The organism is Lentzea sp. JNUCC 0626 (assembly GCF_043632865.1).
Taxonomy (GTDB): Bacteria; Actinomycetota; Actinomycetes; order Mycobacteriales; family Pseudonocardiaceae; genus Lentzea.
Genome location: NZ_CP171635.1, coordinates 59,553 through 82,995, shown reverse-complemented (window position 1 = coordinate 82,995; position 23,443 = coordinate 59,553). Strand labels below are relative to the sequence as shown.

At 69.4% G+C, this 23,443-nt stretch carries 21 protein-coding genes and 4 tRNA genes; 5 read left to right on the top strand and 20 right to left on the bottom strand.

Annotated elements, in window-relative coordinates; all coding sequences use genetic code 11:
* The first annotated feature begins 45 nt into the window (after positions 1–45).
* Positions 46–843 carry an SAM-dependent methyltransferase gene (locus JNUCC0626_RS00425; RefSeq protein WP_394617604.1) on the top strand — a complete coding sequence of 266 codons (798 nt, stop codon included), beginning with the start codon at positions 46–48 and terminating at the stop codon, positions 841–843.
* Here the strand turns inward: JNUCC0626_RS00425 and JNUCC0626_RS00420 are convergent.
* The 18 genes from JNUCC0626_RS00420 to JNUCC0626_RS00335 form a co-directional block, all read right to left on the bottom strand.
* Positions 840–1,670 carry a UbiA prenyltransferase family protein gene (locus JNUCC0626_RS00420; protein ID WP_394617603.1) on the bottom strand — a complete coding sequence of 277 codons (831 nt, stop codon included), beginning with the start codon at positions 1,668–1,670 and terminating at the stop codon, positions 840–842. The genes JNUCC0626_RS00425 and JNUCC0626_RS00420 overlap by 4 nt on opposite strands.
* Positions 1,658–2,737 (bottom strand): cytochrome P450, encoded by a 1,080-nt coding sequence (locus JNUCC0626_RS00415; RefSeq protein ID WP_394617602.1) that lies wholly within the window; start codon positions 2,735–2,737, stop codon positions 1,658–1,660. Before JNUCC0626_RS00415 ends, JNUCC0626_RS00420 begins: the two co-directional genes overlap by 13 nt.
* Positions 2,734–4,011, bottom strand: coding sequence for a prenyltransferase/squalene oxidase repeat-containing protein (locus tag JNUCC0626_RS00410; RefSeq protein WP_394617601.1), 1,278 nt, complete (start codon positions 4,009–4,011; stop codon positions 2,734–2,736). Before JNUCC0626_RS00410 ends, JNUCC0626_RS00415 begins: the two co-directional genes overlap by 4 nt.
* A gap of 92 nt (positions 4,012–4,103) precedes the next feature.
* Entirely contained in the window at positions 4,104–4,544 is a 441-nt protein-coding gene (locus JNUCC0626_RS00405) for an NUDIX domain-containing protein (RefSeq protein WP_394617600.1), read from the bottom strand.
* Positions 4,545–4,548: 4 nt separating this feature from the next.
* Positions 4,549–5,373 (bottom strand): DUF72 domain-containing protein, encoded by an 825-nt coding sequence (locus tag JNUCC0626_RS00400; RefSeq protein ID WP_394622275.1) that lies wholly within the window; start codon positions 5,371–5,373, stop codon positions 4,549–4,551.
* A gap of 83 nt (positions 5,374–5,456) precedes the next feature.
* Positions 5,457–5,534 (bottom strand) — tRNA-Ile (locus JNUCC0626_RS00395).
* Between the two features lie 95 nt (positions 5,535–5,629).
* Positions 5,630–5,702 (bottom strand) — tRNA-Leu (locus JNUCC0626_RS00390).
* A gap of 1 nt (position 5,703) precedes the next feature.
* Positions 5,704–5,777 (bottom strand) — tRNA-Leu (locus JNUCC0626_RS00385).
* A 12-nt stretch (positions 5,778–5,789) separates the two neighbouring features.
* Positions 5,790–5,862 (bottom strand) — tRNA-Gly (locus JNUCC0626_RS00380).
* A gap of 348 nt (positions 5,863–6,210) precedes the next feature.
* Positions 6,211–6,870 carry a hypothetical protein gene (locus JNUCC0626_RS00375; RefSeq protein WP_394617599.1) on the bottom strand — a complete coding sequence of 220 codons (660 nt, stop codon included), beginning with the start codon at positions 6,868–6,870 and terminating at the stop codon, positions 6,211–6,213.
* A gap of 74 nt (positions 6,871–6,944) precedes the next feature.
* On the bottom strand, positions 6,945–7,322 hold the full coding sequence (locus tag JNUCC0626_RS00370) for a metal-sulfur cluster assembly factor (protein WP_394617598.1): 378 nt from the start codon (positions 7,320–7,322) through the stop codon (positions 6,945–6,947).
* Positions 7,319–7,759 carry a Fe-S cluster assembly sulfur transfer protein SufU gene (sufU, locus tag JNUCC0626_RS00365; RefSeq protein WP_394617597.1) on the bottom strand — a complete coding sequence of 147 codons (441 nt, stop codon included), beginning with the start codon at positions 7,757–7,759 and terminating at the stop codon, positions 7,319–7,321. Before sufU ends, JNUCC0626_RS00370 begins: the two co-directional genes overlap by 4 nt.
* 1 nt (position 7,760) lies before the next feature.
* Positions 7,761–9,038, bottom strand: coding sequence for a cysteine desulfurase (locus JNUCC0626_RS00360; protein ID WP_394617596.1), 1,278 nt, complete (start codon positions 9,036–9,038; stop codon positions 7,761–7,763).
* A gap of 26 nt (positions 9,039–9,064) precedes the next feature.
* Positions 9,065–9,838, bottom strand: coding sequence for a Fe-S cluster assembly ATPase SufC (sufC, locus tag JNUCC0626_RS00355; RefSeq protein ID WP_394617595.1), 774 nt, complete (start codon positions 9,836–9,838; stop codon positions 9,065–9,067).
* Positions 9,839–9,873: 35 nt separating this feature from the next.
* A complete protein-coding gene (locus JNUCC0626_RS00350; RefSeq protein ID WP_382437014.1) occupies positions 9,874–10,188 on the bottom strand; it encodes a non-heme iron oxygenase ferredoxin subunit in 315 nt (104 codons plus the stop codon).
* Positions 10,185–11,342, bottom strand: coding sequence for a Fe-S cluster assembly protein SufD (sufD, locus tag JNUCC0626_RS00345; protein ID WP_394617594.1), 1,158 nt, complete (start codon positions 11,340–11,342; stop codon positions 10,185–10,187). The genes JNUCC0626_RS00350 and sufD overlap by 4 nt, the downstream gene beginning before the upstream one ends.
* A 1-nt stretch (position 11,343) precedes the next feature.
* Entirely contained in the window at positions 11,344–12,798 is a 1,455-nt protein-coding gene (sufB, locus tag JNUCC0626_RS00340) for a Fe-S cluster assembly protein SufB (protein ID WP_394617593.1), read from the bottom strand.
* Positions 12,795–13,496, bottom strand: a complete 702-nt coding sequence (locus JNUCC0626_RS00335; RefSeq protein ID WP_394617592.1) for a helix-turn-helix transcriptional regulator — start codon at positions 13,494–13,496, stop codon at positions 12,795–12,797. Before JNUCC0626_RS00335 ends, sufB begins: the two co-directional genes overlap by 4 nt.
* 450 nt (positions 13,497–13,946) lie before the next feature.
* Here JNUCC0626_RS00335 and mptB point away from each other — a divergent pair, with 450 nt between their 5' ends.
* From mptB to JNUCC0626_RS00315, 4 genes are all read left to right on the top strand, one after another.
* On the top strand, positions 13,947–15,494 hold the full coding sequence (gene mptB / locus JNUCC0626_RS00330; RefSeq protein WP_394617591.1) for a polyprenol phosphomannose-dependent alpha 1,6 mannosyltransferase MptB: 1,548 nt from the start codon (positions 13,947–13,949) through the stop codon (positions 15,492–15,494).
* Between the two features lie 84 nt (positions 15,495–15,578).
* Entirely contained in the window at positions 15,579–19,226 is a 3,648-nt protein-coding gene (locus JNUCC0626_RS00325; protein ID WP_394617590.1) for a patatin-like protein, read from the top strand.
* 10 nt (positions 19,227–19,236) lie between these two features.
* Entirely contained in the window at positions 19,237–19,767 is a 531-nt protein-coding gene (locus JNUCC0626_RS00320; protein ID WP_394617589.1) for a TetR/AcrR family transcriptional regulator, read from the top strand.
* 78 nt (positions 19,768–19,845) lie between these two features.
* Positions 19,846–20,688, top strand: coding sequence for an oxidoreductase (locus JNUCC0626_RS00315; protein WP_394617588.1), 843 nt, complete (start codon positions 19,846–19,848; stop codon positions 20,686–20,688).
* An 84-nt stretch (positions 20,689–20,772) separates the two neighbouring features.
* Here the strand turns inward: JNUCC0626_RS00315 and JNUCC0626_RS00310 are convergent, their stop codons facing one another.
* Together JNUCC0626_RS00310 and JNUCC0626_RS00305 are read right to left on the bottom strand one after the other, a co-directional pair.
* The gene (locus JNUCC0626_RS00310; protein WP_394617587.1) at positions 20,773–22,758 is read right to left on the bottom strand and encodes a glycosyltransferase; all 1,986 of its coding nucleotides are present in this window, start codon (positions 22,756–22,758) and stop codon (positions 20,773–20,775) included.
* On the bottom strand, positions 22,755–23,330 hold the full coding sequence (locus tag JNUCC0626_RS00305) for a DUF998 domain-containing protein (protein WP_394617586.1): 576 nt from the start codon (positions 23,328–23,330) through the stop codon (positions 22,755–22,757). Before JNUCC0626_RS00305 ends, JNUCC0626_RS00310 begins: the two co-directional genes overlap by 4 nt.
* Positions 23,331–23,443: the final 113 nt, after the last annotated feature.

The window sequence follows — 23,443 nt, the reverse complement described above, 5'->3', positions numbered from 1 at the left end:
GCTGGCTTGGTGCGCCTCCAAGCTCCGATCCAGTAAGTAGTCCCCGTGGCCACCCCCATCTGGGCCCCGGGAGTGAACGGCCCGGAACTCCCCAACACCGCGCGGGTCAGGGACTACTGGCTCGGCGGCACCTGCAACACCGAGGCCGACCACCGGCTCGCGGACGCCCTGGTGTCCGCGGCGCCGCACCTGCCGTACCTGTGCCGAACGCACCGGTCGTACCTCGGCCGGGTGGTCCGGCGGCTGACCGCACTCGGCGTGCGGCAGTTCCTCGACCTAGGTTCCGGCCTGCCCACCGCGGGCAACGTGCACCTCGCCGCCCCCGACGCGCGCGTGGTGTACGTGGAGATCGACCCCGCGGTGGCGGCCGAGGGCCGGGCACTCGTGCAAGACGACCCGCGCGTCGCCTACCTCTGCGCGGACCTGCGCGACCCGGAGGAAGTGCTGCGCTCGCAGGAGGTCAGCGCAACCCTGGACCTCAGCGAACCCGTCGCCGTGCTGGTCTTGGACGTGCTCCACTTCGTCGAGGACGACGCCCAGCCGCAGAAGATCCTGGCGAGCTACCTGGACGCGCTCTCCCCCGGCAGCTACCTCGGGCTCTCGCACACGTGCCGCGACCCGTTCATGCTCGCCGCCGTCGGTCTATTCGGCGCCATGTACGGGGATCAGCCGCTGCCCGAGTTCACGTTCCGGTACCCGGAGCAGGTCGTGCGGTTCTTCGACGGCATGGAGATCCTCCAACCGGGCGTGGTGCCGATTCCGTTGTGGGAGCCGGATCCGGACGAGCAGGACCGCAACCCGGAGAACTTCCACGGCTGCGGTGGTCTCGCGCGCAAGTCCTAGGCGAGCAACGGGATCGCGGCCAGCACGATCGTCGACGTGACGGCCAGCGACATGCCGTACCGAAGCTGCTGGCGTGCCGACGGCAGGTCCCGCGCCAGCAGGAACAACGAGCACGCCACGACACCGACAAAGGCCCAGAACACGCCGAACCGGAACCACAACCCACCGCCGACCAGCAGCAACCCGCCGACGGTCAACTGAGTGGTCGCGTTCAGCGCGTGCCGCGTCCCGTACAACACCACCGGGGTGCGCGACCCGACCCGCGCGTCCCCGAGTCGATCCGGCACGGCCCACCACAACGCACGGCCCGTCGCCAGGCACGCGACCCCGGAGAACACCAGCCACACCGCGGGTTCCGGCTGTCCCCCGGCCGCCGAGTAGGCCGTGATGCTCGGCAGCAGACCCGCCGCGATCGCCAGCACGACCGGACCGGCGTACCCGCGCCGCTTCAGCCGCACCGGTTCGAGGTTGTAGGCCAGGTACAGCACCAGGATCAGCGCGACACCGGCCGCGACCTGCCACGAGACGGCGACCGCCAACGCCAGTGCGAAGATCATCTCGAAGATCGCCAGCGCCAGCACCTTGGGCGCGCCGATCTCCCGCACGGCCTGCGCGAGGTGCCGCTTCTCGTCGGTGTGCACGTCGTTGCGCAGATCGGCGTACGCGTTCAGCGGGTTGCCGGAGATGATCGCGACGAAGTTGGCGAGCACCGCGATCACCACCGCGAGGTCGAATCTCGTTGCGTAGCAGGCACCCCACGCGGCGGCGCACGCGTAGTGCGCGCCGAACGGGTGCTCCAGGCGGTGGAGGTGGATCAACGCCGGCAAGTGGCCACCATCGCGAGGCTCGGCGGCGGCGCCATCGCGGCGCCCCGCAACTGGGGTGTGCTGGACGAACCGATCCGAACGTGCTTGTGCCGCAACAACGCCGTGACGATCAGCCGGATCTCCAGCAACGCCAGGTCGCGGCCGGGGCAGTGCCGCACTCCCCCGCCGAACGGGAAGAACGCCCCGGCCGGCGGCGACACGCGGAACGGGTCGAACACGTGCGGGTTCTCGTACGTCGCGGCCCGCCGGTGCGCGAGGTAGATGGACGGGGTGATCACCATGCCGTCGGCGCTCATCCGGTTGCCGGCCAGGGTCGCGGGCGGCGACAACCGCAACGACTCCGCGATCGCCGCGTCGACCAGGTCGAGCCGGTCGGTGATGCCCGCCTGGTGCATCCAGTACAACGTCCACGCCGTGGCGCTCGCCGTCGTCTCGTGCCCCGCGAACAACAACGACACCACCTGGTCGCGCAGATCGGCACGCGGCAGGCAGGCCGCGAGCGCGGGAGGTTCGGCGGACTGCGCGCGCCGCAACAACATCGCGTCCAGCACGGGGTCCGACCGAGTGGCGCCAGGGGTCAGCCAGCGGTGCGCGAGCGTGCGCACGCGGCTGCCGAGACGCCGGTCCAGCCAGCGCCGGAACGCCGTGAGCAGCTCGTCGTCGTCCACGCCGAAGATGACCCGACCGATGATCCGCAACGTGAGCGTCCTGGTCCACTCGGTCAGGCTCGTCGGCCCGGACGGCAACCCGCGAATCGACCGCGCGACCTCCTCCTCGATCACCGACCGGTACTGCTCGCCGCGCAGCAGCGGAACGAGCGCACGCCGGTACGCGGTGTGCTCGGGCCCGTCGAGCCAGAGCACGGACCGGTTGCCCAGCAACGGACTCAGCGTCCGGCTCGGCGGATGGCTCAACGACCGGTCGTTGCGGAACAACGCCGCCATGACGTCCGGGTGCCAGACCAGCCACCGCCGGTCGCGCAGCCGGACCATGCCGTCCTCGAGGCTCTCCACCGAGTCGAGGAACGGGATCAACCGCCACGCGAACCTCAGCTCGGTGCGGTTCATCGGCTCACCGCGCAGGCCAGGTGCAGTGCCGCCACGCCCTCGGCCTGCACGATTCTCGCTGGGGTGTAAAGGTCCTTGTCGTGCCACAGCGGCGGGTGCGGGCGATCTCCCCAGCCGTGCAGGAACTTCGCTCCCCGCGTCATCGCGGTCGTGACGTCGCGCCCGGACCACGCCAGGATCCTGATGGCGTAGGCGGTTTCCTCGTACGTGCCTTCCCAACGCCCCCACGCACCGTCGTCGCGCTGGGTCGCGAGCACCCAGTCGACGGCCTTCTCGTTGCCACCTAGGGCGTTCGTGACGCACGCCGTGGCGTAGTAGGGCGAGGCGTGCCACTTGTCGCGCCAGCTGCCGTCGGGTTCTTGCATGTCCCGCAACCACTCCTCCAGCGCGCGATCGTGCCGCAGAGCCTGCAACGCGTGGGCGTTCGTGCTGGTCGACGGCGTGCGCTCGTCCGGGAAGCAGGCGAAGTGCCGGCCTTCGCGATAACGGCCGAGCGTGCCGACCGGTCCGGGGCGGTCGCACAACGCGAGGGCGTGCAACGCGGTCGCGGTGTCGTCGGTGTCGGCGGGAAGTCCCGGTCCCCCGGCCGCACCGCGCGGCCCGAACGCGGCCGCGATCTCATCGGTCACGGCATCGGGCACGTCCAGGCCCGCCGCCTTCAGCGCGACGACGATCCAGGACCGTTCGAACAACGGCACCGGCACCCCGGCGGGCACCGGTCCGCCGTGCGCGTCTTGGACCGCCTCCAAGTACCGCAGGCTGTCACCCGGTCGAGGCACACCCAGGTGCACCGCCGTCGCGGCCGGGCTCGCGGCCACGACCCCGCCGACCGCGACGACCTCGGGGCGTGAGCCGAAGATCTCCAGGGTGTGCCAGAGCTTGTCCGGGAGCGGCCGGTGGCGCAGCGCGTGCAACGGCCGGGGGTCGAACGGCGTGCACACCCCGAGCCGTTCGGCCAGAGCGGGCACGATCAGCTCGACCGCGACCGTGTCGGGCAGCTTCACCGGACGACTGAGCAGGCGTCGCAGGGCTTCGAGACCTCGGCGGGCAGCCGGGTGCCGTCCCAGCGCGTCGACCGCGCTCAACGTCGGGACCAGCGCGTACTCCCCCGGACCACCCCAGGTGCCGTCCGCGTGCTGGGCGTCGAGGAGGTACCGGACCCTGGCGGCGTGGCCCTTCAGCCACGGTGCCAGGGCGACGAGCCTGGCCGTCTCGTACACGGACGGTGAAATGCCGCTCCAGGGATCGTCTGCCAGTTGCGCAAACAGCCTCATCGCGGCCCCCGGAGATAGCAACTGCGTAACCCTAGGAACACAGAGAGTAGCACCGGTTAGGCCGTTCAGAGGAGCACACGGCAGGGTGGTCGTTACCGCACGGGCCTGCCGTGTTCGAGGTAGCGGGTCTCGCCGGACTCCCTGGCGCGCAACGCTTCGGCGACCCGGCGGGCGAGCCGCGGGATCAGGAAGTGCCCGGCGTCCTCCGGCGGGACGAACGTGTGCGACCTGAGTTCGTCGGGCGGCAGCCGGATCTCGTCGGACGAGGTGATGCCGCCCTCGAACACGAACAGCACGCGGTCCTCGCCGTCGCGCGGCGCCCAGTCCGCCACCAGCAACCGGCCGGGTTCGCGCACCAGTCCCAGTTCCTCGAAGATCTCGCGGCGGCAGGCCTCGCTGGGCGTCTCGCCGTGCTCGATCACACCGCCCGGGATCTCCCAGTGCGGTTTGTAGGTGGGTTCGACGAGCAGCAGCCGTCCTGCCTCGTCGAAGAAGAGGGCGCCTGATCCGGACAGCGCTCTGCTGGAATCCACGAGCTCAGAACAGCGTCGCGGGCTCGACCGGCACCGGATCCGGCAGCGGCTCAAGTTCCGGCACCAGAGCGCGCACGTCGTCGTGGAACCGGCGGGCCAGCGCGGGTGCGTCGTCGTTGTTGGGGGTGTGCACGAAGAACGTCGGCGAACGGCCTTCGCGCACCCAGTCCGCGACCACCTCGGCCCACGGCCGCCAACCCTCGATCGTCTCCTCGTCCGCATCGCGGCCCAGGTAGCGGACGACGGGCCGGTCGGTCAGTGCGCGCGTGCGGCGCGGCGTCCTCGGCTTCTTGGCCCACGCCTCCGCTTCGCCCTCACTGGTCGGCGGCTTCGCGAAGAGAACCTCGGTGTCGAACGGAATCCACTCGGCGTCCGCGTCGGCAAGCACGCCCTCGAGCGACGCCATCGCGCGCTCGTCGGTGAAGAAGCTCAGGTGGCGCACCTCCACCGCACGCCGTCGGTCGACGGGCAGCCTGCGCAGGAACCGGCCGAGCGCCTCGACGTCTTGTGGGCTGAACGACGCGGGCAGCTGGGTCCAGAGCACGGCGCGCTCGCCGAGGGGGTCGATCGCGTCCAGGAACGCCCGCATGTCCCCTTCGACACCGTTGAAACGGCGTTCGTGCGTGACCACCTTCGGCACCTTCACGACGAGCCGGAAGTCCGGGCCGGTCTGTTCCGCCCAGGTCTGCACGGTGGCGCGGGTCGGGGTGGCGTAGAAGGTGGTGTTGCCCTCGACCGCGTTGCACCAGCCCGCGTACGCCCGCAGGCGCTCCTTGGGCGGCAGCGGTTGCGGCAGGAACCGGCCGGGCCACGCCTTGTGGTTCCACATCGCGCAGCCGACATGAAGACGAGCCACTCCACCCCACTCCCGTCGGTCGTGAGGTCGAATCTACTGGTTCGCAAGCGAACGAATGGTCGTCCCGCCAGGATTTGAACCTGGGACCTACCGCGTATCAGGCGGACGCTCTCACCGGGCTGAGCTACGGGACGGAAGTGGAAGACGAGGGTGTCGAACCCTCCAGGGCGATCTTGCAAGGATCACCTGCGCGCCGGCGCGTCCCCCGTTTCAGTTGTGGTGGTGCCAGTGCCGCGGGCAGGATTCGAACCTGCACTGGACGCGTTCTGAGCGCGTTGCCTCTTCCGTTGGGCTACCGGGGCGTGCGGATCCGGGGAGTCGAACCCCGACTGTCATGGCCCTCAACCATGTGCCTCTACCAGTTGGGCTAGATCCACTTTCTTCGTGCGAGCGGTCGGAGGGCATCGAACCCTCTGCTTCGGTTTGGAAGACCGACGTGTCCGCCGAGTTCACCACGACCGCATTGTTTTCGAGCAGCACCGATGGAAGGACTCGAACCCTCGGGAAACTGTTTTGGAGGCAGTTCCGCTTCCCAAGCTCACCGGTATTGTGACGCAGGCCAAAAAGAAAACCGCCCAGGTTTCCCGTGGGCGGCTCCGAGGTCATGACCTGGGGATCAGGTCATGGCGTGGAGCCCCACGCCAACGCCAGCAGACCGCCGGCGATGAGGGCGAGAATTCGCCATCCCGCGAGCTGTGCCTTGGCGAGCATGTCTTCCTCCGGTTGATCTCCGTCGTTCGTGATGGCACCAAGCTATGCGACGGCCGCAGCGCCGTGCAACGCATTTAATTCTCTCCCAGAAACTGGGAATCAGCCTTCCAGAGGTTTGCGGAGCTCTGCCGCGCGTTCGGCGCCGAACTGAGCCGTGAACAACTGGGTGAGCAGCTGGTCGGCCGTCACGCCCTTCTGCGCGGCCATCCGCTCCAAGCCTGCGGTCGTCGCGGGTGCGTTGGCGCCGCTCGACACCATCTCGCCGGTGGCGGTGTCGCCCGCGAGGATCAGCCCCGTCAGGTCGGGCGTCGTCTCGTTGACCGCGGTGGTGCCGTCGGCTTTCACGACCTTGGTGGACGTGCTCACGGTGATGAGGCCCTGCTGGACCGCCGCGACCAGGACCGTGTGGCCGGTGCCGTCGCGCAGCACGGGACCGGCCGTCGCGCGCAGGCCGTAGACGACGGCGCGTTCGCCGATCGGGAGTGCCGTGAGCTGGGTTTCGGTGCTCTTCAGCGCGTGCACCCGGTACGACTCCCAGCGTGCGACCGTGCTGCTCGCCATCGTGGCCACCGCGGCGTCGCCGTCCTTGTCGCGGAGGGCTTTCGTGAAGTCGAAGAAGACCTCGTGGATGGCCGCCGTCGGGTCGGGCCTCTCCGTCGTGGTCGTCGTCGGAAGCTGCGGCGCGGTCGAGGACGGTGTCGCGGCCGGCGGCGCTGGTGAGCACGCGGCCAGGGCCAGCAGCGGAACCAGTCTCTTCACGGACCGGAGCGTAAAGCGAACGGCGCGCATCCCGTGGTGGAATGCGCGCCGTTCGCTGGAAAAGCGAAAGCCGATCAGACCGTGAAGCCGAGCGCCCTCAGCTGCTCGCGGCCGTCGTCGGTGATCTTCTCGGGGCCCCACGGCGGCATCCACACCCAGTTGATGCGGAAGTCCGACACGAGACCGCCGCCGGTGAGGGCGGCGCGGGTCTGGTCCTCGATGACGTCGGTCAGCGGGCAGGCCGCGGACGTGAGCGTCATGTCGATGGTGGCGACGTTCTTGTCGTCGATGTGGATGTCGTAGACGAGTCCGAGGTCCACGACGTTGATGCCGAGCTCGGGGTCCACGACGTCGCGCATCGCTTCTTCCACGTCGTCCAGCGCGGCGACGTCAGCCTTGGGCTCGAAGACCGGCATGCCTTCGGCTCCCCGGACCACTTCTTCGGTGCTCATGCTGCTCCCTGGCTTCGTGCTACTGCGTCTTTGAAGGCCATCCAGCCCAGCAGCGCGCACTTCACGCGCGCCGGGTACTTCGAGACACCGGCGAAGGCGATGCCGTCTTCCAGGACGTCCTCGTCGGGCTCGATCTGGCCGCGGCTCTGCATCAGCTCGACGAACGCGTCCATCTTCTTGAAGGCCTCGCCCACGGGCTTACCCACGACGAGGTCCGTCAACACCGACGTCGACGCCTGGCTGATCGAGCAGCCCTGGCCGTCGTACGACACGTCCTGCACGATCTCGCCGTCGAGCTTGACCCGCAACGTCACCTCGTCGCCGCAGGTCGGGTTGACCTGGAACGACTCGGCGTCGTACGGGTCGCGCAGGCCGCGGCCGTGCGGGTTCTTGTAGTGGTCCAGGATGATCTCCTGGTACATCTGCTGGAGCTGCATCTCAGGCCACCCCGAAGAACTTCTGCGCCTCGCGGACGCCGTCGACCAGCGCGTCGACCTCGTCCAGCGTGTTGTACAGGTAGAAGGTCGCACGCACCGACGACTGGGCGTTGAGGCAGCGGTGCAGCGGCCACGCGCAGTGGTGGCCGACGCGCACGGCGATGCCCAGGCTGTCGAGCACCTGGCCGGCGTCGTGCGGGTGCACGCCCTCGATCTCGAACGGCACGGCGCCGCCGCGGTTCACGGCGTCGGACGGGCCGATCAGCCGAACTCCGCGAACGGACGACAGACCTTCCAGTGCCGCCACGGTCAGCGAGTGCTCGTGCGCGTGGACGCGTTCCATGCCCACGACGCTCAGGTAGTCCACCGCGGCACCCAGACCGACGGCCTGGGACGTCATCGGCGAACCGGCCTCGAAGCGCTGCGGCGGCGGGGCGAACGTCGAGCCCTCCATCTTCACCAGCTCGATCATCGAGCCGCCGGTGATGAAGGGAGGCAACGCCTCCAGCAGCTCACGCCGTCCATAAAGGACACCGATGCCGGACGGGCCGAGCATCTTGTGGCCGGAGAACGACGCGAAGTCGACGCCCAGCTTGCGGAAGTCGACCGGGCCGTGCGGAACGGACTGGCACGCGTCCAGCACCGTCAGCGCGCCGACCTTCTGCGCGGCCGCGACGAGCACGTCGACCGGGTTGATCACGCCGGTCACGTTCGACTGGTGCGTGAACGCGACGACCTTGGTGCGCGGGGTGATCACGCTGTCCACATCGGACAGGTCGAGCCTGCCGTCGGCGGTCAGCTTGAACCACTTCAACGTCGCGCCGGTCCGGGAAGCGAGCTGCTGCCACGGAACGAGGTTCGCGTGGTGCTCCATCTCGGTCACGACGATCTCGTCGCCGGGGCCGACCACGAAGCGCTTGGCCTCGGGGCCGGACGTGGCGGCGTTGCCCATCGCGTACGCCACGAGGTTGAAGCCCTCGGTGGCGTTCTTGGTGAACACCAGCTCGCCGAAGTCGGCGCCGACGAAGTCCGCGATGCGCTGACGCGCACCCTCGTACGCGTCGGTCGCTTCCTCCGCCAGCTGGTGCGCACCGCGGTGCACGGCGGCGTTGTGCTGCTGCAAGAACGCCTTCTCGGCGTCCAGAACCTGCGTCGGGCGTTGCGAGGTGGCGCCGGAGTCCAGGTAGACCAGGCGCTTCCCGTCACGAACGGTGCGAGACAGGATCGGGAAGTCCGCCCTCAGAGCGGTTACATCCAGTGGTGCTGCGGTGGTGGTCACAGCGCCTCCTCTCAACACCTATAACGCTAGGAAATTGCTGCGGCTTCCGACTTGCCGGTGTACTTCACGTAACCCTCGGACTCGAGCTGGTCGGCGAGCTCGCGGCCGCCCGACTCGACGATCCGGCCGTTCGCGAAGACGTGCACGAAGTCCGGCTGGATGTACTTGAGGATCCGGGTGTAGTGCGTGATCAGCATGACGCCGACCTCACCGGAGGCCTTGTAGCGGTTGACGCCCTCGGACACGACGCGCAGCGCGTCGACGTCGAGGCCGGAGTCGGTCTCGTCGAGGATCGCGACCTTCGGCGCGAGCAGGCCCAGCTGCAGGATCTCGTGGCGCTTCTTCTCACCGCCGGAGAAGCCCTCGTTCACCGAACGCTCGGCGAACGCCGGGTCGATGTCGAGGTCTGCCATGGCACCCTTGACCTCCTTCACCCAGTGGCGGAGGTTCGGGGCCTCGCCGCGCACGGCGGTGGCGGCGGTGCGCAGGAAGTTCGACATCGAGACGCCGGGAACCTCGACCGGGTACTGCATGGCGAGGAAGAGGCCCGCGCGGGCGCGCTCGTCGACGGACATCTCGAGGACGTCCTCGCCGTCGAGGGTGACGGTGCCCGAGGTGATCGTGTACTTCGGGTGCCCGGCGATCGCGTAGGACAGCGTGGACTTGCCGGAGCCGTTGGGGCCCATGATGGCGTGCGTCTCGCCGGCCTTGATCGTCAGGTCGACGCCCTTGAGGATCTCCTTGGGAGCGTCCTCGCTGACGACCGAGACGTGCAGGTCCTTGATCTCAAGGGTGGCCATGACTTGCCGTTCTCCTGGTGGTGTAGCTAGAAAAGTCAGTTCGTGGTGACGGTGACGTCGACGAACACATCGCCGTCACGGATGTCGACGGCGTAGACGTCGACCGGTTCGCTGGCGGGCGGCGAGGACGGTTTGCCGGTCTCCAGGTCGAAGCACGACCCGTGCAACCAGCACTCGATCCCCTTGCGGGAGACCTCGCCCTCGCTCAGCGACACCGCGGCGTGCGAGCACAGATCCGCGAGTGCGTGCACCCGCTCGCCCTCGCGCACCAGGACGACGTCGACGTCGTCCACGGTGGCGGCGAAGGGCTTGCGGTCGTCCAATGAGGACAGTGCACACACCTTGATCACGCGCCGACCGCCTCGAGCTCTGCCTCGATGGCGGCCTCGAGGCGCTCGCGCACCTCGGGGACGTGGATCTTCGCGATCAGCTCCTGGAAGAAGCCGCGCACGACGAGACGCCGTGCCTGGTCCTCCGGAATGCCGCGCGCCTGCAGGTAGAACAGCTGCTCGTCGTCGAACCGGCCGGTGGCGCTGGCGTGGCCCGCGCCCTCGATCTCGCCGGTCTCGATCTCCAGGTTCGGCACCGAGTCGGCACGCGCACCGTCGGTCAGGATCAGGTTCCGGTTCAGCTCGAACGTCTCGGTGCCCTCGGCAGCGACGCGGATGAGCACGTCGCCGATCCACACCGCGTGCGCGCCCTCGCCCTGCAGCGCGCCCTTGTAGACGACGTTGCTGCGGCAGTTGGCCTGCCCGTGGTCGATGAACGGACGGTGCTCCTGGTGCTGACCCGCGTCCGCGAAGTACAGACCGAACAGTTCGGCGTCGCCGCCCTTGCCCGCGTACTGCACGACCGGCGTCACGCGCACGACGTCGCCGCCGAGCGTGACCACGGTGTGCTTGATGGTCGCGTCGCGGCCGAGCTTCACGTGGTGCTGCGAGACGTGCACGGCGTCGTCGGCCCAGTCGTGGATGGCGATCACCGTGAGGTGAGCGCCGTCCGCGACGAGGAACTCGACGTTGTCCGCGTACGCGCCGGAACCGCGGAAGTCCAGGATCACGGTGCCCTCGGCGTGCAGGGGGGCCTTGATCTGGAGGTGGCCGTACGCGACCTGGCCCTCGCCGGCACCGGTGACGGTGACGGTCGTGGGCTCGGACTTCGCGTCGCCGGGCAGCGTCACGATCGTGGCCTGCTCGAACGAGGTGTAGGCCTGCGCGGCGATGCGGTCACCGGGGACGCCGGCCTTGCCGAGGCGGTCGTCGTCACGACCGACCGTCTCGACGGTGACACCGGCGGCGGCGTTCACCTCGACGGCAGCGGAACCCGTTGCCGCAGCGCCGGAGTGCAGACCGGCAAGACGCTTGAGAGGCGTGAAGCGCCAGATCTCCTCACGGCCGCCCGGGACCTCGAACGCAGCCACGTCGTACGACGTGAAGTGCTCCGCGCGAGAGGCGACCGGGACGACGGCACCGTGGGAGTGAGGTTGAGTCGACAGGGCGGCCATGTCAGCCGACGGCCCCTTCCATCTGCAGTTCGATCAGGCGGTTCAGCTCGAGGGCGTACTCCATGGGGAGTTCGCGCGCGATGGGCTCGACGAACCCGCGCACGATCATCGCCATGGCCTCGTCCTCGTTGAGGCCGCGCGACATCAGGTAGAACAGCTGGTCCTCGGAGACCTTAGAGACCGTGGCCTCGTGACCCATCTGCACGTCGTCCTCGCGGACGTCGACGTACGGGTAGGTGTCCGAGCGGCTGATGGTGTCGACCAGCAGCGCGTCGCACTTCACCGTGGACTTCGAGTGGTGCGCCCGCTTGTTGACCTGGACCAGGCCGCGGTACGACGTGCGGCCACCGCCACGCGCCACCGACTTCGACACGATGGTCGAGGAGGTGTGCGGGGCCATGTGGACCATCTTGGCGCCGGCGTCCTGGTGCTGGCCCTCGCCCGCGAACGCGATCGAGAGGACCTCGCCCTTGGCGTGCTCGCCCATGAGGAACACGGCCGGGTACTTCATGGTCACCTTGGAGCCGATGTTGCCGTCGACCCACTCCATGGTCGCGCCCTCTTCGGCCTTGGCGCGCTTGGTGACCAGGTTGTAGACGTTGTTCGACCAGTTCTGGATCGTCGTGTAGCGGCAGCGGCCGCCCTTCTTCACGATGATCTCGACCACGGCCGAGTGCAGCGAGTCCGACGAGTAGATCGGCGCCGTGCAGCCTTCGACGTAGTGCACGTAGGCGTCTTCGTCGACGATGATCAGCGTGCGCTCGAACTGGCCCATGTTCTCGGTGTTGATCCGGAAGTAGGCCTGCAGCGGGATGTCGACATGCACGCCCTTGGGGACGTAGATGAACGAGCCGCCGGACCACGTCGCGGAGTTCAGCGCGGAGAACTTGTTGTCGCCGGCCGGGATGACCGAGCCGAAGTACTCCTTGAAGAGCTCCGGGTAGTCCCGCAGACCGCTGTCGGTGTCGACGAAGATGACACCCTGCTGCTCCAGGTCCTCGCGGATCTGGTGGTAGACGACCTCGGACTCGTACTGCGCGGCGACACCCGCGACGAGGCGCTGCTTCTCAGCCTCGGGGATGCCCAGCCGGTCGTACGTGTTCTTGATGTCCTCGGGCAGGTCCTCCCAGCTGGTGGCCTGCTTCTCGGTGGACCGCACGAAGTACTTGATCGAGTCGAAGTCGATCCCAGAGAGGTCGGCGCCCCAGTTCGGCATCGGCTTCAGGTCGAAGAGCTTCAGCGCCTTCAACCGGTAGTCGAGCATCCACTCGGGCTCGTCCTTCTTCGCCGAGATGTCGCGGACGACGTCCTCGTTGATTCCTCGGCGGGCGCTCGCGCCGGCAGTGTCCGAGTCGGCCCAGCCGAACTCGTAGTTGCCGAGAGACGCAATGGTCTCTTCCTGCGTGAGCGGAGACTGCACCGTGGTGGGCGTGCGCTGCTCGGCAGCGGCAGTCATGCGGGCTCCCCTCCATCATCTGGGATCCGTTGAACGTTCGGGATGTGCGTCGTGCACACGGCGTGGCCGCGGGCGATCGTCGCGAGGCGCTGCACGTGGGTACCGAGGAGGTTCGCGAACGTCTCCGTCTCGGTCTCGCACAGCTGGGGGAACTCGGCTGCGACGTGGGCGACCGGGCAGTGGTGCTGGCACAACTGCTCACCCACCCCGACGTTGCGAGCCGATGAAGCGTAGCCCTCCCTGGTCAGCGCGGCTGCGAGGGCCTTGGCACGCTCGGCGGGAGTGGCCTGGGCCACGATCGCCGACCGATGCCGGTCCACCAGCGCGTCGACCCGACTTTGCGCGAACGCTCTGACTGCCTCTTCCCCACCCGTCTGGGCGAGGAACCTGATGGCGGCGACCGCGAGGTCGTCGTAGGCGTGGCCGAACCGGGCGCGTCCGGCGTCAGTCAGGAGGAACAGCTTCGCGGGACGACCTCGGCCACGTTGTGTCTGCCTCGGTGCGTCCCTGGTGATCGCCTCGCCGTCCGCGAGCAGCGCGTCGATGTGCCGGCGCACCGCTGTCGGGCTGATGCCCAGCTCCTCCGCGACGGCTGCCGCGGTGACCGGGCCCTGCTCCAGGAGGAGCCTGGCGACAGCGTGCCGAGTCTTGCCGTCGTGCTGGTGCACGGCGTCAAGGTGGGTCTCGGCGTTTTTCACAACACCAGTGTTGCGTATTTAGCCGGAGGTCGCAAAGATCGCGGTCACAGGGTGACCTGACTCACGGTGCAGGGCTGGTCGAGGGGCGCTAGGGCGCGGTCACGGCGGGTGGGGCTCGGTGGCGGAGCGCGACGGCCGTGCGAGGTCGCGGCGAGTGCAGGCGGCGGTGGAGCGCGGCGGACGGCGTGAGGTGCGGACCAGACGAGACGGCAAAGCTCCGTGTCAGCCGAGCGCGCGGTAGCCAAGAGCTAAGCGACCAATGGCTTGAGGAGAACGAAGCCGCAGGCCGGGCCAACCGAGCGCAAGCATCGCGACGGCGCAGCCGAGCCACCCAAGGCACAACAGCAAAGCCGAAGGCGAGCCGACACTCTTTGCTGAATGACCCGGCTCGTCCCGGTCCAACGCAACCACCGACGCAGCGTCGCCCACCAAGCTGGATACGCTGCCCGCATGCCCACCAACGGCGGAGCCGTGATTCCGCAGAGCGACCTCTTGAACGGCCGAGAGCGTCGTCAGCTGGACATCGTCCGCCGCTGGGGCACGATCGGCGCGCTCCTCCTGACCGTCGGCAGCCTCGGTGGTGGCGCCGCCCCCATCTACTCCCCTCTTTACGGCGTCCCGGTACTAGGCCTCTTCTCCCGGATGCCCAGCGTCGCGATGGGTGTCGTCTGGACCGGCATCTTCATGATCGTGTCCGCCTGGCTGGCCCTGGGCCGCTTCGTGAAGCCGGGCAGACCGAGGCTCATCTCCCGCGGTCAGATGGACCGCACGCTGCTCATGTGGACCGTGCCCCTGGTCTTCTGCGTGCCGATGTTCTCCAGGGACGTCTACTCCTACCTCGCCCAGAGCGAGATCGCCGCCCGAGGCCTCGACCCGTACGAGCTCGGCCCGGCCAACGCGCTCGGGGTGGACCACGTCCTCACGCGCGGTGTTCCGAACATCTGGCGTGAGACGCCCGCGCCGTACGGCCCGCTGTTCCTGGCGTTCGGCCGGTTGACCGCGATGCTGACCGGGGACCACGTGGTGTCCGGCGTGTTCGTGCACCGGCTGCTCGTTCTGGTCGGCCTCGGCATGATCGTGTGGGCCCTGCCGAGGCTGGCGGCGCGGTTCGGCGTGCCGCCGGTGGGTGCGTTGTGGCTGGGGGCGCTCAACCCGTTGGTGTTGTTCCACATCGTCATCGGGGTGCACAACGACGGGCTGGCGCTGGGGCTCATGCTGGTCGGCCTGGAGCTCGCGATGCGGGGGCTGGAGCCGTTGAAGTGGTCCTGGATCGCGTTGGGGTCCGGGGTCATCGTGTGCGGCGCGATGGTGAAGATTCCGGCGATGGCCGCGCTCGGGTTCCTCGGGGTGCTGGTGGCGCGCAAGCTCGGCGGGCAGCTCAAGCACCTGGCGTTGGTGGCCGGGGTGATGGCGGTGCTGGCCGCGGTCGGGGTCGTGGCCATCTGCCTGGCCACCGGGTTCGGGTTCGGCTGGCTGGAGACGCTCAACGTCGCGTCGACGGTCAAGTCGTGGATGTCGCCGCCCACCGCGCTCGGGTTCTTGGGGGCCGGGACGGGAATCATGCTCGGGCTCGGGAACCACACGGAGGCGATGATCGCGTTGACCCGCATGCTCGGGCAGGCGGTGTCCGTGGTGATCACGGTGGCGTTGTTGTGGCGGAGCTTCAAGGGGCGGATCAAGGCCATGAACGGGCTCGGGGCGGCGCTGGGCGCGATCCTCGTGCTCGGGCCTGTTCTGCAGCCCTGGTACGTGTTGTGGGCGATGTTGCCGCTGGCCACGGCGGTGGTGGGGCCCAAGTTCCGGATGTTCGCGATGGTGGTGTCCGCGATCATCGCGGTGATCCTGCCGCCCACCGGGTCCGCGTTCGACGGACGGGCCTACACGGTGCCGCAGGCGGTGGCCGGGGCGATCATCACGTTCGCCGTGTGCGTGCTCATCGCGCGCAAGCGGGTCGGGCCGTTCCTCAAGTCCGACCCCGCTGGTGGCGGGCACGTCTGATCGCCCGATCGGGCCAGTAACCCCGAACCCGGAGCGGACGACCTTCCAGCAGTAGGAAGATCTACGGCCGGGAGGGGGTGCGGCATGAACGACGAGACCATGGCGCGCGAAGAGGTCCGGTTCGCGGTCGTGCTCAACGGGGGTGTGAGCCTCGCCGTCTGGATGGGCGGCGTGGTGCTCGAGCTCGACCGGCTGACCAGGCCCGGGTCGGTCTACCAGCCGTTGCTCGACCTGGTCGGGTGCACGGCGCGGGCGGACGTCATCGCGGGCACGTCGGCCGGCGGGATCAACGGGGCCGCGCTGGCGTTGTCGCAGGTCAACAAGAAGGCCGACCTGTCCAGGCTGCGGGACCTGTGGGCCGAGCAGGGGCGGATGGAGCAGCTGCTGCGCACGCCGTTCCGCGGTCAACCGGCCTCGCTGCTCAAGGGCGACGAGTTCTTCCTGCCGCGGCTCCAGGAGGCGCTCGCGCGGCTGACCACCGACTTCGATCCGACCGAGGCCGACGAGCGGCCCATCGACCTGCGGATCACCACGACGCTGCTGGGCGGCGTCCCGACGCTCACCTACGACGACCTCGGGCAGCCGCTGACGCAGTCGGTGCACCAGGGGTCGTTCTCGTTCCGCCGCGACCCGTACGCGTGGGTCGCCGAGGACACCCGCGACGACTTCACGCCCGGCACGTTGAACGACCGCGTCATGCAGTTGGCGCTGGCGGCGCGCAGCAGCGCGAGCTTCCCGTTCGCGTTCGAGCCGAGCTTCATCCCCGTCGGCGGCCAGGCGACGCCGGACCGTCCCGACATGGCGGACGTCGCGAGCTGGGCCAACGGCGGCGACCGCAGCCGGTTCGCGGTGGACGGCGGCGTGCTCGTGAACACGCCGACGAAGGAAGCGCTGGAGGCCATCGACCGGATGCCGGCGGACGGGCCGGTGCGGCGGGTGATGCTGCTGGTCTTCCCGCACGCCGAGCCGCTCGGGTCGGAACCGGCCGCCGACATGATCGACAAGTCGATGACGACCGTCGCGTCCGGCGGCAAGCTGCTGGGCGCGATGTCCAGCCAGGCCAACCGGACCTACGTCGAGAAGATCGAGGAGCACAACCGGCGCGCGGCGAGCAGCCGGGGCGGGCGGATGGCGTTGCTCGACCGCCTGCACGCCGGCGGCGACGACGTCGTCGGCGAGGTGTACTCGTTGGCGGACAAGCTCTTCGGCCACTACGAGGACGTCGAGATCCGGCTCGCGGCCCGGCAGGTGACGGCGCAGCAGTTCGCGCTGCCCAAGGGAAATCCGGCGAACTGGTCGTTCGAACGGGCCCGGCGCGCGGCGGACACCGCGCAGCGCAAGTGGAAGAAGCAGCACGGTGTCCTGCCGTACGTGCCCGGCGTGCGGCTGCCGGACCTGGTGTGCCGCGAGAACGTGGGCTGGGAGTGGGGCATCACGATGGCCGAACGCCTCGGGGCGTCGGCACTCGACCTGCTCAAGCGGCTCGTGTGGGTCGCGCCGGACGGCAAGGCCGAGGAGATCGCCGCGGCCCGCCGCCAGTTGCACCAGGTCCGCGCGGAACTGCGCAGGCTGCGCACCGAGCTGTTCGACTGGAAGCCCTCCGACTCGCTCGGCGAGACGTACTGGACCGGGCGGCTCGCGAGCTACCAGGAGCACATGATCGAGGGACACCTCGGTCTGGAGGTGCGGGCGCAGGTCACCGAGATCGGCCGGATCGTCGGCGCCGCGCAGGAGGTCATCACGACGCTCGACGAGCACCGGCTCAAGCTCGGCGGGCTCGGGTCGTGGCACGCCCTGCTCGGCGCTCCCGAGACCACCGCGGAAGCCGGGCTCGACGACGGCGAACGGTGGCTGTCGCGGTTGCTGGCGCTGGAGATCGCGGGCACGTGCCTGTCCGACGACGCCTCGACGGGCCTCGACACCCCGGTCGAGCTGGTGCAGGTGTCGCTGCAGACGCGCAACGCGTTCGCACAGCAGTCGCTGACGGCCGACGACAAGGCCGGTGGAGCGTCGCTCTCCCGCTTCTCGGGTTTCCTCAAGCGGTCCTGGCGGGTCAACGACTGGATCTGGGGACGCCTCGACGGCGCCACGATGCTGTGCCGCGTGCTGTTCGACCCGCGCCGCCTGCGCCGGATGGACACGCTCGGCCGTCCCGCCGACGATCACCGCACCGCGCAGGAACGTGCCGCGGCCGTCGTCGACGAGGTCGTAACGGCGATGTTCGGCCTGGAGCTGCCGGTGCGCGTCGCGGCGTGCGCCGAGGAGGCCAAGGAAGAGCTGGCCGGCATCTACGAGACCGACAACGAGCTGTCGCCGTCGTCGATGAAGCTCGCCGAACTCGCCGCGTGGGGCCTGCACTGGCGGATCATCTGCGAGGAACTCCCCCGGCTGCGCGCCGCGATCATCGCCGATCGCGGTGACGGCGCGGACAAGCGCTCGCGCGGTGAGCTGTTCCTCGAAGAGCACGCGGACTTGTTGCAGCGCCTCGAATATCCCGAGCAGCACACGGTCACGCTGGGCATGTCGGCGCTGAACGCGTTCGACCGCGCGGGCATCGGCCGGGAGCCGCTCACCCAGGAGGCGGCGTCGGACCAGATGATCCGCACGGCCGCGACCGCCGCCGCCGTGGCCGTCACGGTCGCCGACTCCGAACGCTCCGGGCTCGCCGCCGTCCGGCCGGTGACCAGGGTCGTGCGGGGTGCTGCTTTGCTGCCGTACTGGACGATCACCGGGCTGACCCGCGGCGGAAACCTGGCGCAGTTCCTCGGGTTGCTGGGACTCGCGGTCGGGGGCGCGCTGGTCGTGATGGCGTTGTTCGGGATGCTGCCTTCGTGGGCGGCGGGTCCGGGCGCGGCCATCGGTGCGGCCAGCCTGCTCGGTGCGTTCGGGTACGCGGCGTTGCGCAGCGGCACGATGTTGCACGGCCTGGTGTTGCTGTCACCGGTGATTCCGTTGGTGGCCATAGCTGTCGACCGATTGCCGGACGACCGGTCGGAGATCACGACCGGCACGATCACGGTGGCCGGTGTCGCGTTCGTCGTGGCGGCGTTGCTGGTGCTCGGCTCGTTGCCCTCCCCGATCCGCACCCCGCTGGCGGTGCTGGCGGACTTCCGGCCGTGGCGGCTGATCAAGCGCCGCTGGAAGCAGGCGGCGGTCGCGGTGGCGGTCGTTGCGGGCGTCTGGGCGATCTGGCACTTCGAACTGCACACCAAGCCGTGGCTGGTGATCCCGACGTCCGTCCTGTGTGGAGTGTTCGGCGTCTGGACGGCGTTGTCGGGCGGCAAGTCCCTGCAACGCTGGCGCCGCGTCGAGGGCGTGTGGGGCACGGAACGCGCCGAACCGCCCGCCGCCGCGACCGCGGGCTGGGCCGTCGTCTACGGCGTGGTGTACCTGGCCGCCGCCGACGTGCTGCTGATCATCGGCCCGCGCGGCTGGGGGTGGCAGGCGGTGATCGGCACGGCGCTGGCGTTCGGCCTGACGTTGCTGCTGATCACGTCCTGGTACGTGCCCCGGATCGAACGCCGCCGCATCCGCGAGCAGCTCGTCGAGGAGGCGATCCCGGCGATCTACCCGGCCGGTTCCGACGTCGCCGCACTGCTGCGCGAACGACTGGAGGGGCACGCGTCGCTCTACCGGTTCATGGTGACCGGCCAGGGCGACCACCCGGACGAGCTGCGGTTGACGCAGACCGGACTGCTTGTCGCGCAACGGATCGAGGCCAAGCTCCGGTAGGTTGAGCGGGATGAGGGCTGACGCGGCGCGCAACGTCGAAGCGGTGCTGCGCGCGGCGGCACGCGTCTTCGCGGCGGACCCGCAGGCCCGCATCCCGGACGTGGCCGCCGCCGCGGGCGTGGACCGCCGCACCGTGTACCGCCGCTTCGACTCGCGCGAGGAACTGCTGCTCGCGGTCTACCGGGCCCGGCTCGACCAGTTGGAGACGTTGATCACCTCGACGCTGGACGACCGGCCGGTGCGGGAGGCGCTGCTGGCGTTCTGCGAGGGCGGCGTGCGGCTGAGCCGGGAGTGGCCGGTCGACATCCGCGCGGTCGCCGATGCCGAGGTGCAACGGCGGCGGGTCGAGCTGGACGCGCGGATGTCCGCGTTCCTGGAACGGGCCGAGGAGGCCGGGTTGATCTCTGCCGGGTCGCCGGCCGGGTGGGCGTTGCGGACGTTGCAGACCCAGCTGCACACAGCGGCGCAGGAGATGCCGTCGTTGTCGGCCGCGGACGCGGCCACGTTGGTCGTCTCGACGTTTTTGCACGGTGTGAGCTAGACCATGCCCTGGCCCGGGCATTTCTAGCCGCCTTGGGCGTCATAAGTGTCATAGAAAGTGACACTTATGGAGGTTCTGATGGAGCGGACGTGGCTCGTCACCGGTGCGTCGCGCGGGTTCGGCCGTGAGTTGGTGGTGGCTGCCGCCGAGTCCGGCGCCCAGGTCGTGGCGACCGCCCGCCGGGTCGAGCAGCTCGCTGACCTGGTCGAGCGCTACCCGGGCCGGGTGCGCGCGGTGGCTTTGGACGTGACCGACGCTGATGCGGCCGCACACGCGGTGTCGGTGGCCGTGGCGGAGTTCGGCTCGCTGGACGTGGTCGTCAACAACGCCGGGTACGCCAACAGCGCGCCGATCGAGGAAATGGACGCCGACGACTTCCGCGCCCAGGTGGAGGCGAACCTGTTCGGCGTCGTGAACGTGACGCGGGCCGCGCTGCCGGTGTTGCGGCAGCAGCGTTCGGGGACGTTCGTGCAGTTCTCGTCGGTGGGCGGCCGCGCGGGTGGCACGCCGGGGATGGGCGCGTACCAGACGGCGAAGTTCGCGGTGGAGGGCTTCTCCGAGGTGCTGGCGAACGAGGTGGCGCCGTTCGGGGTGCGGGTGGTGATCGTGGAGCCCGGTGCGTTCCGGACGGACTGGCAGGGCTCGTCGATGGTCCGGCACGCCGTGGGAGCCGACTACGAGGAGACGGTGGGGGCGATCAACCGGTTCCGGGACGAGACCGACGGGGTGCAGCCCGGGGACCCGGCTCGGGGCGCGCGGGTCGTGGTGGACGTGGTGGGGTCGGAGGCTCCGCCTCGCCGGTTGGTGCTGGGGGCCGCGGCGGTGGAGACGGTGCTGGCGGCCGAGGGGCGGCGCAGTGCCGAGACTCGGGAGTGGGCGGAGGTCAGCGCTTCGGCCGACTTTCCCGCCGACGAAGCCTGAGCACGCCAACGGCCCGACCATGTCTGCGTGGCCGGGCCGTGGCTCTCTTCTCCCCCTACTTCCCCCTCATCCCCCGCTTGGCCGTCAGGCCGCGAGCGCGATGACCGGCACCGTCTGGCCCATCGCCCGCGCGTACAGCGCCTCGAAGCGTTCCAGCGTCGTCCCCAGCGCGTGGTGCGAGATGATCTCGCTGGACGCCGCCCCCATCCGCGCCCGCATCGGCTCGTCGTGCACCAGCGTGTGCAGGCGCTGCGCCAGCTGGTTCACGTCGCCCGGCTCGAACAGCCAGCCGTTGCGGCCGGGGTGCACGAGGTGCGGCAGCGCCATGGCGTTGGCGGCGATGACCGGCTTGCCCGCGGCCATGGCCTCCATGGTGGCGAGGCTCTGCAGTTCGGCGACGCCGGGCATGACGAACAGGTCGCAGCGGGCGTAGGCGTCGAGGAGTTCGTCCTCGGACACGAAGCCGTGGAAGCGCACGCGGTCGGTGATGCCGAGGTCGCGGGCCAGCAGTTCCCACTCGGCCTTGCAGGTGCCGTCGCCGACGATCTCGCCGAACGCTCCGGGCACGCGGGCCAGGGCGCGCAGGAACTCGTCGACGCGCTTCTCCTCGTCGAGGCGGCCGACGAAGAGCGCGGTCGGGCGGTCGTTGTGCGTGACGGCGCGCTGGTACTGAGCGACGTCGATGCCGCACGAGACGGGCAGGGCCGAGGACGGGAAACCGCTGTCGTGCAACAACTGCACGGCGCGCGGGGTCGGGGCGGTCACGACGTCGGCGCGGCCGAAGACGCGGGCCAGGTCGCGGTAGGCGAACTTGCGGGCCATGCCCTGCAGGAACGCCGGCACGTGGGCGTGGCTGAACAGGTTCTCCGGCATGAAGTGGTTGGTGGCCAACGTCGGGATGCCCTCGGCCACCGCGGCGTTCAGGACGAACCTGCCCACCACGAAGTGCGCCTGGACGTGGACGACGTCGGGCTTGAGCGACTTGACCAACGCCTGCGCTTCCTTCGAAGCCTGCCACGGCAGGCAGAAGCGGAAGTCCGGGTAGAACGGCAGGCGGTGCGATCGGAGTCGATGCACTGTCACGCCTGGGATTTCGGTGGCTCGGGGCGAGTCCGGGGCGATGACGTGCACGTCGTGGCCCCTCGAGGCGAGGCCGACCGCCAGGCGCTGCGCGAAGCGCGCGGCGCCGTTGACGTCCGGCGGGAACGTGTCGGCGGCGATGACGACGCGCAGCGCGCTGGAGGTGTTCACGGGAAGCTCCGTTCGGATGTTTTCACGAGGTTGACGAGCGAGTGCGAACACGCCGCAAACGGCGGCGAGAGCGCAGGCGAACAGCACGACACCGGTCAAAGGAGACAAATGCGCCGCCTCGCCGAGAAGGAAAGCGCCCAGGCCCACGGCGACCAGCGGGTCGACCACGGTCAGACAGGCGACGGCCAGGTGCGGGGGTCCGCCGGCGTAGGCGTGCTGGACGAGCCAGCCACCCACGGCCAACGAAAGAGCGATGCCGAGCACAGAAGCGAGGTGCGAGAGGCCAAAGCCGCCCTGCTGCACGGACTGCGAGACGGCACGCATCAGCACTGACACGTACCCGTAAGCGACGCCACCTGCCGATGCGAACGCCACGGCACGAACGCGCGCGTTGGTTGTGAGGGCCGAGACCACACCTGGCACTGCGATCAGGCCGAGGGTCACCAGTCCGGCCGTGAGTTCGACATCGGGTGCAACGCGCGTGGCGGTCGCACTGCCTGAGGCGAACCACACGAACGCACCGACGCCCACGGTCGTGAGCAGGATGGCCGGCAACTCACGGAAACGGCGGTCCATCAACGCCGTCATGCCGATCGCGAGCACACCGATCGGTTGCACGACCGTCAACGGCGCCATGCCCAACGCGGCGGCGTGCACCCCGGCACCGGCGATCAGCAGCGCGAGGCCGCCCAGCCAGCGGGGTTGGCGCAGGACGCTGGCCCGCGCGCCGGTCTCGGCGACCGCGTCGTGCTGGAGCCGGGCCGCGAGCGCGAAGCACACGGCGCCGAGCACGGCGAGCGTGATGGCGAGCAGGGTCATGACGGACGCCTCACCTGTAGGGCCGCGATGGCGAAAAGCAGGACGTAAAGAGATGCGAACAAAACGCGTTCCGTAAGTCCGCGGGCTTCGAAACCGCCGAAGGAAACGTGACTCACGAGAAACGCCGCACTGGAGACGGTGGCCGTTGTTGCGATACCGAGCAGGGCCGGAAATTGACGGGCGATGAGCACCCCCGCGGCCGGCAGGGCCACGAACATCACCGCTCCGGCGTACCGGTGGATGTAGCCCGACATCGACGTCGGCTCTCCCGTCGGGTCGGTCGGGAAGATCGTCGCCACGGTCAGCCCGGCAGCCCAGATGCCGATCAGCCACTGCGCTGACCTGCCTACACCGCGCAGGTTGACGGCGAGCAACGCCGAGACGGCCGCGAGACTAAGAGACGTCGCCGCGAGCCAGCCCGTGCCGTTGTCGACGAACACGTAGTCGCTGATCACGTCCGAAACCGGGTTCAGCTGCCCTGCCGACATGACATGCAGGTAAAGAACCGGAACCAGTGAGAACACCAGTCCCCCGACCGCCAGGCCTCGTCTTTTCGCCCCCGCTTCGACCACGGGAAAAGTCTCTTTCGAACGGCGTGATCAACCAATGGGGAACTCCCCCGACGTGACCCTGAGGTGTCCCTGAGGTGCCGGGGTAGGGCTAGCCCCACCTTTTTCAGCTCTGC

Excerpts from the sequence above, each read along its gene's own strand:
- JNUCC0626_RS00325 (WP_394617590.1), top strand. The coding sequence starts at position 15,579 with ATGAACGACGAGACCATGGCGCGCGAAGAGGTCCGGTTCGCGGTCGTG.
- JNUCC0626_RS00400 (WP_394622275.1), bottom strand. The coding sequence starts at position 5,373 with ATGTGGAACCACAAGGCGTGGCCCGGCCGGTTCCTGCCGCAACCGCTG.
- sufB (WP_394617593.1), bottom strand. The coding sequence starts at position 12,798 with ATGACTGCCGCTGCCGAGCAGCGCACGCCCACCACGGTGCAGTCTCCG.
- sufD (WP_394617594.1), bottom strand. The coding sequence starts at position 11,342 with ATGGCCGCCCTGTCGACTCAACCTCACTCCCACGGTGCCGTCGTCCCG.
- mptB (WP_394617591.1), top strand. The coding sequence starts at position 13,947 with ATGCCCACCAACGGCGGAGCCGTGATTCCGCAGAGCGACCTCTTGAAC.
- sufU (WP_394617597.1), bottom strand. The coding sequence starts at position 7,759 with ATGCAGCTCCAGCAGATGTACCAGGAGATCATCCTGGACCACTACAAG.
- JNUCC0626_RS00415 (WP_394617602.1), bottom strand. The coding sequence starts at position 2,737 with ATGAACCGCACCGAGCTGAGGTTCGCGTGGCGGTTGATCCCGTTCCTC.
- JNUCC0626_RS00370 (WP_394617598.1), bottom strand. The coding sequence starts at position 7,322 with ATGAGCACCGAAGAAGTGGTCCGGGGAGCCGAAGGCATGCCGGTCTTC.
- JNUCC0626_RS00310 (WP_394617587.1), bottom strand. The coding sequence starts at position 22,758 with ATGACCCTGCTCGCCATCACGCTCGCCGTGCTCGGCGCCGTGTGCTTC.
- JNUCC0626_RS00410 (WP_394617601.1), bottom strand. The coding sequence starts at position 4,011 with ATGAGGCTGTTTGCGCAACTGGCAGACGATCCCTGGAGCGGCATTTCA.
- sufC (WP_394617595.1), bottom strand. The coding sequence starts at position 9,838 with ATGGCCACCCTTGAGATCAAGGACCTGCACGTCTCGGTCGTCAGCGAG.
- JNUCC0626_RS00320 (WP_394617589.1), top strand. The coding sequence starts at position 19,237 with ATGAGGGCTGACGCGGCGCGCAACGTCGAAGCGGTGCTGCGCGCGGCG.
- JNUCC0626_RS00315 (WP_394617588.1), top strand. The coding sequence starts at position 19,846 with ATGGAGCGGACGTGGCTCGTCACCGGTGCGTCGCGCGGGTTCGGCCGT.